Origin of the sequence: Niabella digestorum, assembly GCF_036409055.1 — a bacterium.
Taxonomy (GTDB): Bacteria; Bacteroidota; Bacteroidia; order Chitinophagales; family Chitinophagaceae; genus Niabella; species Niabella composti.
The window spans coordinates 84,837-97,845 of sequence record NZ_JAZGLY010000006.1; the positions used below are offsets into that span (position 1 = coordinate 84,837).

Consider the following 13,009-nt stretch of genomic DNA (forward strand, 5'->3'; position numbering starts at 1 on the left):
AAACTTAATCATTTACATTTGCAAAATGCAAAACGTTATGCATCAGCAATACATGCAACGCTGTTTTCAGTTAGCCCGATTAGGATGTGGCTATGTAGCTCCTAATCCTATGGTGGGGGCGGTATTAGTGCACGAAGGTGAGATTATCGGCGAAGGCTATCATCAGCAATATGGAGGTCCTCACGCTGAGGTCCATTGCATTGAAGATGCATTGAAACAACACAAAGATAAAATTATCTCTTCCACTTTGTATGTTTCATTGGAGCCCTGTGCACATTACGGCAAAACACCACCCTGCGCGGATTTGATTATAAAACATCAGATACCCCGCGTGGTAATTGGTTGTAGCGATATCTTTCAAGAGGTGAACGGTAAAGGTGTGCAGAAATTGCAGGCTGCAGGAGTGTCGGTAACAGTGGGAGTTCTAGAACAGCAAGCCATTGGACTGAACAAAGCTTTCCTTACATATCATACACATAAACGCCCGTACATTATTTTAAAATGGGCACAAACTGCAGACGGATTTATTGATTCGGTAGGGGAGGAGCGATTGTTGATTAGTAACGAATACACCAACAGGCTGGTACATCAGTGGCGTAGCGAGACTGTAGCCATCATGGTGGGTGCTCATACGGCGATTAAAGACAATCCGATATTGAATAATCGTCTGTGGATGGGTAAAAGCCCGAAGAAAATTTTGTGGGACCCGCATTTGCGTGTTCCTAAAGATCTGCGTTTGTTTGCCCAGCAGGATGAGACGCTTGTCTTTAATAGGCAAAAAGAGGCCGTAGAAGGAAATATTCACTATCTGCAGGTAAATGACAATGAGATGATACGCGATGTATTGCAAAGGCTATATGATTGGCAGATACAAAGTGTATTGATAGAAGGAGGGCGACAATTGTTGCAATTATTTATTGATGCGGGCTTGTGGGATGAAGCAAGAGTAATTGTAAACAAAAATGCTATTATTAGAAGCGGTGTTGCGGCGCCTGTACTTTCAGGTCAGCAGCCATTAAAGACAGTGTACTTGGCTAACGACGAAATCAGTTATTATAAAAACAGCAATAATCTTTTTGTTCATGGAGTTGCCTGATTATTACAATACGATTGAGAAAGTTGGTACGGCAGAGTTTAAAGATAGAGGAAGCCGGTTTATTGCGATAGCTTATCCAGTAAAGACTGTTGCAGATTGTAAACAAAGAATAGCTGATATAAAAAAAGAATATCCCAAGGCAAGGCACTATTGCTTTGCCTATCGCTTAGGCTTGGATAATAATCAGTTTAGGGTAAGTGATGACGGCGAGCCTTCGGGCACAGCCGGAAGGCCTATATTGGGGCAAATAGATAGCAAAAACGTTACGGATATTATCATTATTGTCGTGCGTTATTTTGGCGGTACTTTATTAGGGGTGCCGGGTTTAATTAATGCCTATAAGACCGCAGCTTCGTTGGTATTACAAGTGACGCCATTAGTGCGCAAGCCCGTCTTAATTCCCTATCAGATTCAGTTTGATTATACGCAGATGAACGAAGTAATGACGGTGGTAAAACATTTCGATTGCGAAGTCATTAAACAAGAGCTACAATTATTTTGTAATATCAAAATTGGGATACCTAAAAATCGGCTTAACGAAACATTGATGCGGTTGAATGATATCAGAAATATCACATTAGCTCCCGTAAAGACCTTGTAATGTATTTATTGAGCTGTGGCTGAAAAAATAGCATGAAAATTGTGCAAAAACTGCAGTTTAGTCATATTTAATTGATTGAATATGACATCATTACATAAAAAGTTGGTCTGGATTTTGATTTGATAGGTATGGGTGTCACCCAATTAAAAGAGGGTGTTCCGGTAAACAGTACCAGAGCATTTGCAAATCAAAAAGGACAACTTAATTATGAATTTAGGAAACTTTACTATAAAAGCTGCGGAGGTCTTTCAGCAAGCGCAACAAATCGCATTTAATGCGCGAAACCCCAATATTGAAACAGAACACCTGTTAAAGGCGCTGCTGGAGCAGAAAGATACTCCTGTAGAATATCTTCTTAAAAAGAACAACGTTACCATTAACCTGCTTGAGAACAAGCTGGAGGAGCTTATTAGTAGGCTTCCCAAAATATCCGGAGGCGATCCGGCTCAGCAAATCAGTAGGGAGGTGAATAACGTTGTCCTACGTGCAGGTGCCGAGCTGAAGCAGTTCAACGATGAGTTTGTTACTCCTGAGCTGCTGTTGCTGGCCATTGTGCAGGGAAATGACAATACAGCCAATATTTTAAAAGATGCCGGACTTACTGCCCAAGGCCTGATCATTGCCATTAAAGAACTGCGTAAGGGAACGGGTAGTGTGTCATCCCAAACCGAATCACAGGAATTTAATACCCTGAATAAGTACGCTAAGAACCTAAATGATCTGGCTCGTGAAGGAAAGTTGGATCCGGTAATTGGTCGAGATGAAGAAATTAGACGTACGCTTCATATTCTGTCGCGCCGTACTAAAAACAATCCCATGTTGGTAGGTGAGCCCGGTGTGGGTAAAACAGCCATTGTAGAAGGCATTGCTCATCGTATCATCAATGGAGATGTACCAGAGAATCTAAAGACTAAGACCATTTATGCATTGGATATGGGCTTGCTAATAGCCGGAGCCAAGTATAAAGGTGAATTTGAAGAGCGGTTGAAAGGCGTGGTAAAAGAGGTGCAGAACAGCGAAGGGGAGATTATCCTTTTCATTGATGAAATACACACCCTGGTGGGTGCCGGTGGAGGTGAGGGAGCGATGGATGCAGCCAATATTCTTAAGCCGGCTCTGGCACGTGGCGAGCTGAGAGCTATCGGTGCCACCACTTTGAATGAATATCAAAAGTATTTCGAAAAGGATAAGGCATTGGAACGTCGTTTCCAGAAGGTGATGATTGATGAACCTTCGGTGGAGGATGCAATTTCTATCCTCCGTGGCCTGAAGGATAAATACGAAACCCACCATCATGTGCGGATTAAGGACGACGCCATCATTGCTGCGGTAGAGTTATCTAACCGCTATATTACCGATCGTTTCTTACCTGACAAAGCCATCGACTTGATTGATGAAAGTGCGGCTAAGTTACGCTTGGAAATGAACTCCATGCCCGAAGAGCTGGATAAACTGGAGCGTCAAATTCGTCAATTAGAGATCGAACGTGAGGCGATCAAACGCGAAAACGATGAGGAAAAGCTGAAGCAGCTGAATACCGAAATAGCCAATCTTTCCGTGGAACGCGATACTTTGAAAGCGAAGTGGTCCGAAGAGAAAGAACTGGTGGAACAAATTCAGACTGCGAAAGCCAATATCGAGAATTTAAAAGTAGAAGCCGAGCAGGCCGAACGTAACGGCGATTATGGTAAGGTGGCAGAGATCCGCTATGGTAAGATTAAAGAAGAAGAAAATAAAATTACTCATCTTACCAAACAGTTGGATACCGATACCGAAAAGCGGTTGTTGAAAGAAGAAGTAGATGCTGAAGATATTGCCGAAAGCGTTGCAAAAGCTACCGGTATCCCTTTAAGCAAGATGTTACAGAGCGATAGGGAAAAGTTGTTGCGTCTGGAAGAGCACTTGCACCGTCGTGTGGTAGGGCAGGACGAGGCCATTACCGCTGTAGCGGATGCCATTCGTAGAAGTCGTGCCGGATTGAACGACCCTAAAAGGCCTATTGGTTCCTTCATTTTCTTGGGAACTACCGGTGTGGGTAAAACCGAGCTGGCGCGGGCATTGGCGGAGTACTTGTTTGACGACGAAAGTATGATGACCCGCATTGACATGAGCGAATACCAGGAAAAACATTCCATTAGCAGACTGGTAGGTGCTCCTCCCGGATATGTGGGTTATGACGAGGGAGGTCAGCTTACCGAGGCTGTAAGACGTAAGCCTTATAGTGTAGTGTTGCTGGATGAAATTGAAAAAGCACATCCGGATGTATGGAATATTCTTTTGCAGGTATTGGATGATGGCCGTCTTACCGACAATAAAGGCAGGGTGGTGAACTTCAAAAACACCATCATTATCATGACCAGCAATATCGGTAGTCATTTGATTCAGGAAGCTTTCGAGAATGTATCAGAAAGGGATATTGAAGAGGCTGCCGAAAAAGCTAAACAGGATGTAATGCAGTTGCTGCGGGAAACAGTGCGTCCTGAGTTCCTGAACCGTGTAGATGAAATTATTATGTTCCATCCTTTATTGAAGAAGGATATATTAGGAATTATCAGGATACAACTTGAGGCGTTAAAGCAGCTGGTATGGCAAAATAGTGGCATTGCGCTCGATTTTACAGATTATACCGTAGAATTCCTTGCTGAGCAGGGCTTTGATCCACAGTTTGGAGCGCGCCCATTGAAAAGGCTTATTCAGAAGGAAATTGTAAACCAGCTGAGCAAGCGCATACTGCAGGGTGATATTGACAAAGGACATCCGATATTAGTGGATGTTTTCGATAATACTGTAGTTTTTCGAAATGAAGAATCCAAAGAAGTAAAGAAAGCCTAGCAATAGGCTTTCTTTTTTTATGTAGCTTTATAGAGCTTAAGGTTTATTTTAAAAAGCAATATTTGAAGGTGAGAAAACTTACAGCGCCCTCTAAATGTTGAAGAACTTGATGTCCCCCTCAGTAAAGAGGCTCCCTAATATTAGGGAGTAGTTGTAAAGAAAATGTTGGCGAGTTCAAAAAAAAAATTATCTTCAACCGCTTTTTAGATTGTGGCATTTATGGGGTACATTGTAGTATGAAAAATACCATTTGCCATAATAAATTATAATACTTATGAGCGTAAAAAGAGACGACGATGGAATATTGGCTCCCCGCGAAATTTTTGTTGGGAAAAAAGATGCCCCTGTTGTTTTAATGGAGTTTGGAGAATATGAGAGTGAAGAATGTGCCAAGGCTAACGAGATTGTCAAGCAGATTTTACAGGATTATGAGGGTAAGGTGAAGTTTAATTTTCGTCATTTTCCCCAGACAAGAATACATCAGCGTAGTTTGAAAGCCGCAGAGGCAGCTATTGCTGCAGCGCAGGAAGGTAAATTTTGGGAAATGCATAATGTATTATTCCAAAATCGTCGTAACTTAGGTACGACTAGCTTAAAATTGCACTCAAAAGATGCGGGTGTAAATAATAAAAACTTTCTCGAAGATTTAGTAAACGGTGTTTACGGCTGGCATGTTCAGGATGATCTGAAAGAGGGTATTGACAGAGGCGTAAAAGAAGTGCCGACGTTTTTTGTAAATGATCAAATGATAAAGGGTAAAGCTACCTATGCTTCCCTTGCAGCAGCAATTGAGGCCGCTTTGAAAGAAACAAAAAAATCAACTAAACCAAAAACTAAGTCGAAGGTTAAAACGAACTCTAAATCATTAACAAAAACAAAAAAATAAACAGTGTTTTTGATATAAGTGTAAAGAGTAGAACAGCAACGATTGAATATTTGCCGATATTACTAATAATTGAGGTTGTGTGGGCTGAAATCCTTTGTGGGTAAGGTTTTGATCGAACAGTGGGTGATTGCTGTTCCCTTTTAGTATAAGGAATTTTCATCAAAAAATAGCAAAGTTTATAGGCATTCTTTTTGTAAATTTTGCTATCGAATTTTGAAATTTTTCAAAACCTGTATTCAGGCAAAGTTGATTTTGTTCAAACTAAAAAAAATTATCGTGGATTATTTTTTTTATGTTGAATAAATGTGGATATTCGCTGTCCGCCGTATTTTTTTTTATCGTATAAGCTGGTGGGATAAAGCGCTGATAGTTTATAGATAAATTAAAATTTTTGACCCATAAATTTTATTGTTTCAATGGAGAAAAGTGCCGAAAAAGTTTGGTCCAATTGTTTAAAGATTATAAAGGATATAGTTGAATGGCAGCATTATAAAACTTGGTTCGAACCTATAAAGGCAATTTCTTTAAAGGATAACGTACTTGTAATACAAGTGCCCAGTCAGTTCTTCTATGAGTATTTGGAAGAGCATTATGTGAACTTACTGGCTAAAACACTCAAGCGTGAGCTTGGCAAAGATGCCCGACTAGAGTATCGTATAATGGTGGATAGCGGTAATAATGGCAATAAACCGCTTACCATGGATGTAGCAGGACACGGGTATAAAACTTATTCCAATAACGAAATGGATTTCCCGCTCGTGATTAATAATTCTGTAAAAAATCCTTTTGTTATACCCGGTATTAAGAAAATGCAGATCGATCCTCAATTGAATCCGAATTATACATTCGATTCTTATATTGAAGGCGATTGTAACCGGGTGGCACGTCGTGCGGGAAAAACCGTAGCCGATAAACCAGGTGCCAACTCCTTCAACCCATTAGTAATTTATGGCGGCGTAGGATTGGGAAAAACCCACTTGGTGCAGGCAATCGGTAACGAAGTAAAAAGACTGCATCCTAATAAAATCGTACTATACGTCAGCTCCGAAAAATTTATCAACCAGTTTATGGATCACAGTCGCAATGGAGCGATTAACGACTTTATTCATTTCTATCAACTGATAGATGTGCTGATTGTAGACGATGTACAATTTTTCAACAAAGCCGAAAAATCACAGGATGCCTTTTTCGCCATTTTTAACCATCTGCATCAATCTGGAAAACAATTGGTCCTCACTTCTGACAAATCGCCAAAAGACTTGGATGGAGTACAGGAACGTTTACTCAGCCGGTTCCGTTGGGGATTAAGTGCCGACTTGCAGATACCGGATTATGAAACCCGTATCGAAATTCTGGAAAGAAAGATGAAAGCCGATGGCCTAGAAATGCCGAAAGAGGTAGTGAAGTACATTGCTTATAATATCAACAGCAATGTGCGTGAACTGGAGGGGGCTTTGATCTCGCTCCTAGCGCAGTCTTCGCTTAACCGTAAAGAGATTGACCTAGAGTTGGCCAAGAAAGTATTACGCAACTTTATAAAAACTTCAAGCAAAGAAATTACAATCGATGCCATTCAGCGAATGGTGTGCGATTACTTTAATGTAGCTTACGACAAGCTTTTACAAAAAACCCGCAAGCGGGAAATCGTACAGGCGCGTCAAATTACTATGTATCTGGCCAAGATGTTTACCAAGAACAGTCTGAAAACGATTGGCGAGCATTTTGGCGGACGCGACCATACTACTGTGATACATTCTTGTCAGACTGTTAAGGATCTGATGGATACCGATGCCATTTTCAGAGAAAATGTATTGGAGCTTCACCAGAAGGTTCAGTTAGCAGCTATGTAATCCGATGAATTTTTTTGGGATTATCTAAAAAACTTGTGGCAAGATTGTTTTAATCTTCAAACTTTTCCACTATATTTGCCACCCCTTTTGGTGAGGTGGATGAGTGGCTGAAATCAACGGTTTGCTAAACCGTCGTACGGCCTCAAAGCCGTACCGCGGGTTCGAATCCCGCCCTCACCGCAAAACTTGAAACGTTCGGGAGCTGTACAGTTCCCGAACGTTTTTTTATGGCATGTATTAAGCTGCGAGGATTTAGGTAAGTAATTTTTAGTTAATAGGATTTCTATTTATCATAATAAGTTTTTCTCCATAATCTGTATTGTATTTAGCAGAGTAAGTATCACAGGTATACAAAATATACAAAAAGAAGCCATGCTATTATCATGACTTCTTTTTTATATTGGAGGAGTGATTGTGTACTGCTATTTATTCAGTAATTGCCTGTTCGTTGATAAAACTTTCGGCAATTTCGGTGAGGGCTACGTCTGTTGCTTTTTCGTTTTCCAATGTCTGATGCAATAGTTCTGCTACTTCGGTGTGGCCCATTTGTTGTGCAAATGCGTAAAGCGTACCATAAGTGGCTATTTCATAGTGCTCCACTTTTTGTGCAGCAAGGATCAGGCCGGCATCACGCGTAAAGGATTCGCTTTCGGTGTCGGCAATAATTTCTTCGGCTTCCTCCGTAAGTCCGGCCATGGCCTCACATTTTTTAGCCACTGGTTTTTCTTCCAGTAATTCAAAGATTTTTTCGAGGGTTTCTACATGTACTGCGGTTTCTTCCTGATGTTTTTCAAAAGCTGCAGCGAGCTCTTCGCTGGTGCTTGCTTTTTGCATCTTAGGAAGCGCCTTGGTTAGATGCTTTTCTGCCCAATAAATGTCTTTTAATTCATCGACGAAAAATTGATGAAATTCGCTGTTTTTCATATCAGCGTCTAGATTAGCTGTTTTCTTTCTTGATGGTGCCATGATTTTAAAATTTTGTTGGTGAAGGAATGATGTAATGATTTTGTGAGCGGCAGGGAGGGGGCTATCGTTTAGAGGTTTTCTTTTTTGCAGGAGCCTTTTTAGGAACCTTTGCTCCAGCTTCCCGGGCTTCAGAGAGGCCGATGGCGATGGCCTGTTTACGGCTGGTAACTTTTTTGCCACTACTGGTTTTGAGTTTGTCCCGCTTCATTTCGTGCACAGCCTCCGCCACTTTTTCTCCGGCTTTTTTAGAATATTTTGCCATGATGTGTCTTTTCATGCTAGTAGTTCAAAATGCCTGCCAATTACTGTTAATATTATTTATGATTTGGGGGCGGTTGCAATATGCAATGCAAATCATAGGTGTTAAAGAATATAATAGTATAACGACTCGATTCAGTGTGGAGGGGATAATAGTGGTTATGTGCTGGTGTTCAGTTGCTTAATTTTTCCTCCTGATACAAAAAAATAGCCTGCTTTTTAAAAGCAGGCTATCAATAGGATAATCTTTTACTCTTTAAGATCTTCTCATTACTCCATACACAAATGCGGTAGGTTGATCTACTCTATACAGACCTCCCAAGTTTAGCCCCGGAACGGTACTCGATACCCAGTCGGGGCGGAAAGACTTGCCTTGGAAGAAAGATGTTCCGAAGTCTCCGATTTGGGCGGCGCGTGTATTCCAGTTTCCGTTTATAGATAGGTTGCCTGTAAGCTTAATAATACCGTCTTCAAAGGTGTAGCTGCTTAAGGCTTCTGCAAGGTATACTGTTGTCGGCGCCGAATTAGCATAGTAGTTGATACGTATCGCAAACGTATTGCTATTGTTGAGTTTTATTTCAAAATCTCTGATAGTTCTTCCTGATGCTGCAAATCTATTTACCAGATCATTATACACCGTATTAAAGTCAGAGGTAACTCCCGGGGGCAATGATGTTCCGTTAGGCACGAAAATGGAGTTATAGGCTTTATTGTAAGCATATACACTTAAGAAGTCAATAAGTGGAACAGGATTTTGTTTTACTAGATATTCCGTTCCTCCTGCGTCATATATGGCCATGGTATTGGCGTCTTTTAACGCTGCATGTGTGAATCGCTTATCCAGAACTGCGGCACCGGCATCTGTCATAACCATTTTATCTACAGTATATCCAAATTTTTGTGTTACTGCTACAGCAGAGCCATCTTCTGTTCTGGTAAAAGTAATACGCTTGCCGGTAGCTAGGCTGCTATCGGTAACTGCGCCTACTGCAATTTTATCACTACCTAGTTCTATATAGTTGTTGAATTTAGTAGAAAAAAAGTTTCTGAAGCCGTTAATATTAACTAAGTACTTTCCTTCATAGTAGGCGGCTTTTTGAGCAGCGGTAGCTTTTACCAGTTTAAATTGTTGACGATAGCGTTTTCCCACGAATATGATGCTGTCTGCAGTAGCATGATCGTAAATAAAATCTATATCGCTTCTGAATCCATCCCTTATAGCGCCTCCATACATGTTGGGGTTAGGAGCGTTCAATAAGGAAATGTAGTTGTATGTGTCAAAGGTTAATGCAACCCCGGCATCCTGTCTGATACGGTAGCGAGAGGATTTTACTTCTACAGCCGATGTGTTCGTTAAATCAGCCATCATCTTTACATTTTCCTGATCATCGAATTCCATAAAGAATCCGAAGCCACCTCCGGTACCGGTAGAGAGGATGCCTATCCAGCCATATTCAGCGCCGGTAAGAATAGATTTTACGGAGTCTATCTGCTTGGCGACGCGTGCTTGCGGTAGCTCATCAAATACAGGTACATATGATTTCTTTTCGCAGCTTGCCAATAATATAATGGCGGTGAATACTGCAATAATATGTTTGATTGTTTTCATTTTCTTATAAGGTTTGTCCTAAGGTTCCATAAAAATAATTTCCCGGTTCTCCGGATTTTGTAAATCCGGCGATTTTAGCGTACACCGATGCGGGTGCGCTTAGAGGTATCCAGTCGGCAATAAATGTTCCTGATGTTAGGTAGGCCTGGATGGTTGTTTCGAAACCGCTTACAAATATTTGTGCATTGGAATAACTTCCGGTTGTTCCACTTTGTGCCACTTTTGTAAAAGTAGTTATGCCGGTGTTGGCATTTGTTGCAAATGCGAAATCATAATCAGCGGCAAAAGCAGATGTACCTGAAAGGTAGTTGAGACGTACTGTGAGTGAATTGGGTGTGTTAAATCTTAATTGCATATTTAATAGTGTGCGACCCAATCCGGCCATATATGTTTTCATATTATTATATACCGTATTAAATACGTCTGAGCTCCCATAATCTTGGTACATCTGATCATCAGGTGCTATTGTAACAGTTCTATATAGGCCCTGATTAATCCAATAGGGAAATGTTACTTCCGGATCCTTAATAGTGTCTTTCAGATATAGTTGTACTTTCTTTTGAAGTTCTCTAAAATCAATCTGAAGACCTGAGTTAAAGTATTGCAGTACGCTTTGCTCTTTTGCACGTAATGCGGCAGCACCTGCAGCGGATGTTCTGGTTCTGATAAGATTTTCGAACCAGGAGGGGCCCCATACCACAGGATATTTTACCATGTCGGCAAAGTCTTCCATGGGATTTTGTGCCGAATACGCTCTCATAAATCCTAAATTTTGAGCTTGAGCGTCTGTCATGTTTTGCCAGTCCCCGGTATATTCGCTCTTGCTAATTTCTCTAAATTCAGCAGGAATGATTACACGTTGATTAAGGATATGGGTAAACTCGTGGTGAATAGTTCCTAGTCTGTCACGCACCAAAGAAGTATTGGATTTAGAGAAATTATTTAAATCAAAAATGTTTACTCTTACGCCACCCACGGCACTACCCCAGTAAACCGTAGTAGAGCTGTAGGACGACGATCCGTATAGTACCCACTGTTTGGGCATGTTTACCTTCATGAAGGGCATGCCTGCAACAGAGACATAGGGGTTGGCAAAGCCTCCTATTACAGTTTCCATAAAAGGTTGTACCCGATCGACATCGATAGGTGTGATATTGCGATCGTACTCGTGGTGGTATCTGCTATAGCGATATATAACCTCCGAGTTGTAAACGTCTAACAGGTTAGCCTTTAGCCACTGATCTAGTTCAGTATTGGCATTATAAGGAACGTCCGGATTTAGATCGTTCATATTAATCGGGGTAAACTTATCATCCTTTCTACAGGAATTTAGTAGAATGATGAGCAATCCCGAGTAAACAATAGGTTTAAAAAAGAATTTTGAAATCATGGATCTTTTTATTTAAATGAGATTAATTTCATTATTATCTGGGGTTCAGTTCTATGCCAGCGAGTTTCGCTTCTTCTGGTATTTGAAATAAGCGTCTTGGATCGCCGGGTTCTAATTTTATAATAGTTTCGTCTTCACCTATGTAAAGATTTTTCACTACAGTGATATCATGACGTACAATATCCAGCCAGCGTAATCCTTCCTGCATAAATTCGGCTTTTTTAGCAGCAAGTATGGCATCTATCATAGCTTCCTTAATATCACTTTTTTCAAAATAGTTCATAACACGTTCTGCAGTGAGCAGGTCAGTCGAAGGAGAGTATCCATTAACTCTAGTACTATAGAATGTGTTAAGATCTTTTAATGCTAATTCGATAAGACCTAATTGGGTATAGGCTTCAGCCCGATTCATAAGAGTTTCATCGGTACTTAGCAGTATCTGTTGGATATACGGGTAACCAGTATCGGGGGTAGTGTAAAAGAAGTATTCTAGCCATTTGGTGGTAGAAGCACTTACCCCGTCGGTGTAAGTGGTTAAATAGTTAGATAGAGCTTTACCTATAATGTTATTGGAGGCAGCATATGTTTGACGCCCCTTCAAGCCCATACCATAATGATAGGTGTTGGCCATACGCTGATAAGTAGAGTTGGCTGAAGTAAGCAGTAGGGTAGACGGGTTTTCCGGTTTGGAAAACTCGATACGGTATTGATCGCGTCCCATTTGTGCAAATGTGGTATTCCAAGGACGTAATCTCGATGTGAAGTCTCCACCTGTTACTACAGCATTGGCGTGTTCAATTACCTTTTGCCATTCGCCTTTAAATAAATAGAAACGTGCTGCAAAGGCATGAGCTGCGGCTCTTGTAAAATGATATTTAGGTACCTGATATTTAGAGTCGTCAATTAAATTAATGCCTTCTACGAGATCTCTTTCGATTTTCTCGTACACTGATTGTACGGTTCCTCTATCGTATTTTACTAATAATACCTTTTCAGGTTCTGTAACATAGGGTATGCCTGGCGCGTCATTAGGGGCTCCTTTTTTGTAAGGGGTAGCAAAAAAGATAGCTAGCATATGATGGGCATAGGCTCGTGCTACCAATGCTTCACCTTTGTAAGGGAGTGCCTCAGGCCCCATATTGCGAGTTTCTATGGCCTCCAAAGCCTGATTAGCAGCAGCTATGGCGGCATAACAACTGTTCCAGTAAGCAGTAGCTGAGTTGCGCTCACTACCGGGCCAGTCTTGCCAGTTGTAATACGCAGTTAATAGCGCATCATTAGCTCCTATACCGGGCCCTTTGTCCTCTACGTTATCAGATGCTGTTTCTGCAAAGGTGATATATTCATTTCTAGGGTAAGCGGTAGAAAGTAGTTGCCCTAGTTTTTCCGGACTGTCAATATAGGTGCGCATATCCGGATCTACATCTAAAAATCCTTTTTTACACGATACTATAGTTAGTACGCTTGTCAGGAGAATGATAGATGCTTTATTATTGAATTTAAGTTTCATATTTCGAGTTA

General features: G+C 41.0%; 10 protein-coding genes and 1 tRNA gene. 6 read left to right on the forward strand and 5 right to left on the reverse strand.

The genetic code is table 11. The annotated features are described in order from the left end of the window. The first annotated feature begins 25 nt into the window (after nt 1–25). The 6 genes from ribD (at nt 26) to V2H41_RS11010 (ending at nt 7,445) form a co-directional block, all read left to right on the forward strand. Nucleotides 26–1,096, forward strand: a complete 1,071-nt coding sequence (ribD, locus tag V2H41_RS10985; protein WP_330975203.1) for a bifunctional diaminohydroxyphosphoribosylaminopyrimidine deaminase/5-amino-6-(5-phosphoribosylamino)uracil reductase RibD — start codon at nt 26–28, stop codon at nt 1,094–1,096. Continuing rightward, on the forward strand, nt 1,083–1,697 hold the full coding sequence (locus tag V2H41_RS10990) for an IMPACT family protein (protein ID WP_330975204.1): 615 nt from the start codon (nt 1,083–1,085) through the stop codon (nt 1,695–1,697). Before ribD ends, V2H41_RS10990 begins: the two co-directional genes overlap by 14 nt. Before the next feature lie 207 nt (nt 1,698–1,904). Further along, nucleotides 1,905–4,529, forward strand: a complete 2,625-nt coding sequence (gene clpB / locus V2H41_RS10995) for an ATP-dependent chaperone ClpB (RefSeq protein ID WP_330975205.1) — start codon at nt 1,905–1,907, stop codon at nt 4,527–4,529. 274 nt (nt 4,530–4,803) lie between these two features. Beyond that, the gene (locus tag V2H41_RS11000; RefSeq protein ID WP_330975206.1) at nt 4,804–5,415 is read left to right on the forward strand and encodes a DsbA family protein; all 612 of its coding nucleotides are present in this window, start codon (nt 4,804–4,806) and stop codon (nt 5,413–5,415) included. A 416-nt stretch (nt 5,416–5,831) separates the two neighbouring features. Continuing rightward, nucleotides 5,832–7,265 carry a chromosomal replication initiator protein DnaA gene (gene dnaA / locus V2H41_RS11005; protein ID WP_330975207.1) on the forward strand — a complete coding sequence of 478 codons (1,434 nt, stop codon included), beginning with the start codon at nt 5,832–5,834 and terminating at the stop codon, nt 7,263–7,265. Nucleotides 7,266–7,354: 89 nt separating this feature from the next. Beyond that, a tRNA-Ser gene (locus V2H41_RS11010) sits at nt 7,355–7,445 on the forward strand. Nucleotides 7,446–7,691: 246 nt separating this feature from the next. On the opposite strand, the gene V2H41_RS11015 is transcribed toward V2H41_RS11010, so the two are convergent. The 5 genes from V2H41_RS11015 to V2H41_RS11035 form a co-directional block, all read right to left on the reverse strand. Next, nucleotides 7,692–8,231 (reverse strand): YciE/YciF ferroxidase family protein, encoded by a 540-nt coding sequence (locus V2H41_RS11015; protein WP_330975208.1) that lies wholly within the window; start codon nt 8,229–8,231, stop codon nt 7,692–7,694. A 61-nt stretch (nt 8,232–8,292) separates the two neighbouring features. Further along, nucleotides 8,293–8,493: a DUF6496 domain-containing protein gene (locus V2H41_RS11020; protein ID WP_330975209.1), complete on the reverse strand. Its 201-nt coding sequence runs from the start codon at nt 8,491–8,493 to the stop codon at nt 8,293–8,295. 252 nt (nt 8,494–8,745) lie between these two features. After that, nucleotides 8,746–10,098 (reverse strand): DUF4302 domain-containing protein, encoded by a 1,353-nt coding sequence (locus tag V2H41_RS11025; protein WP_330975210.1) that lies wholly within the window; start codon nt 10,096–10,098, stop codon nt 8,746–8,748. A gap of 4 nt (nt 10,099–10,102) precedes the next feature. Continuing rightward, nucleotides 10,103–11,488 (reverse strand): substrate import-associated zinc metallohydrolase lipoprotein, encoded by a 1,386-nt coding sequence (locus V2H41_RS11030; protein WP_330975211.1) that lies wholly within the window; start codon nt 11,486–11,488, stop codon nt 10,103–10,105. A gap of 34 nt (nt 11,489–11,522) precedes the next feature. Next, a complete protein-coding gene (locus tag V2H41_RS11035; protein WP_330975212.1) occupies nt 11,523–12,998 on the reverse strand; it encodes a RagB/SusD family nutrient uptake outer membrane protein in 1,476 nt (491 codons plus the stop codon). Nucleotides 12,999–13,009: the final 11 nt, after the last annotated feature.

Excerpts from the sequence above, each read along its gene's own strand:
- clpB (WP_330975205.1), top strand. The coding sequence starts at position 1,905 with ATGAATTTAGGAAACTTTACTATAAAAGCTGCGGAGGTCTTTCAGCAA.
- V2H41_RS11035 (WP_330975212.1), bottom strand. The coding sequence starts at position 12,998 with ATGAAACTTAAATTCAATAATAAAGCATCTATCATTCTCCTGACAAGC.
- V2H41_RS11020 (WP_330975209.1), bottom strand. The coding sequence starts at position 8,493 with ATGGCAAAATATTCTAAAAAAGCCGGAGAAAAAGTGGCGGAGGCTGTG.
- V2H41_RS11015 (WP_330975208.1), bottom strand. The coding sequence starts at position 8,231 with ATGGCACCATCAAGAAAGAAAACAGCTAATCTAGACGCTGATATGAAA.
- V2H41_RS10990 (WP_330975204.1), top strand. The coding sequence starts at position 1,083 with ATGGAGTTGCCTGATTATTACAATACGATTGAGAAAGTTGGTACGGCA.
- ribD (WP_330975203.1), top strand. The coding sequence starts at position 26 with ATGCAAAACGTTATGCATCAGCAATACATGCAACGCTGTTTTCAGTTA.
- dnaA (WP_330975207.1), top strand. The coding sequence starts at position 5,832 with ATGGAGAAAAGTGCCGAAAAAGTTTGGTCCAATTGTTTAAAGATTATA.
- V2H41_RS11030 (WP_330975211.1), bottom strand. The coding sequence starts at position 11,488 with ATGATTTCAAAATTCTTTTTTAAACCTATTGTTTACTCGGGATTGCTC.
- V2H41_RS11025 (WP_330975210.1), bottom strand. The coding sequence starts at position 10,098 with ATGAAAACAATCAAACATATTATTGCAGTATTCACCGCCATTATATTA.
- V2H41_RS11000 (WP_330975206.1), top strand. The coding sequence starts at position 4,804 with ATGAGCGTAAAAAGAGACGACGATGGAATATTGGCTCCCCGCGAAATT.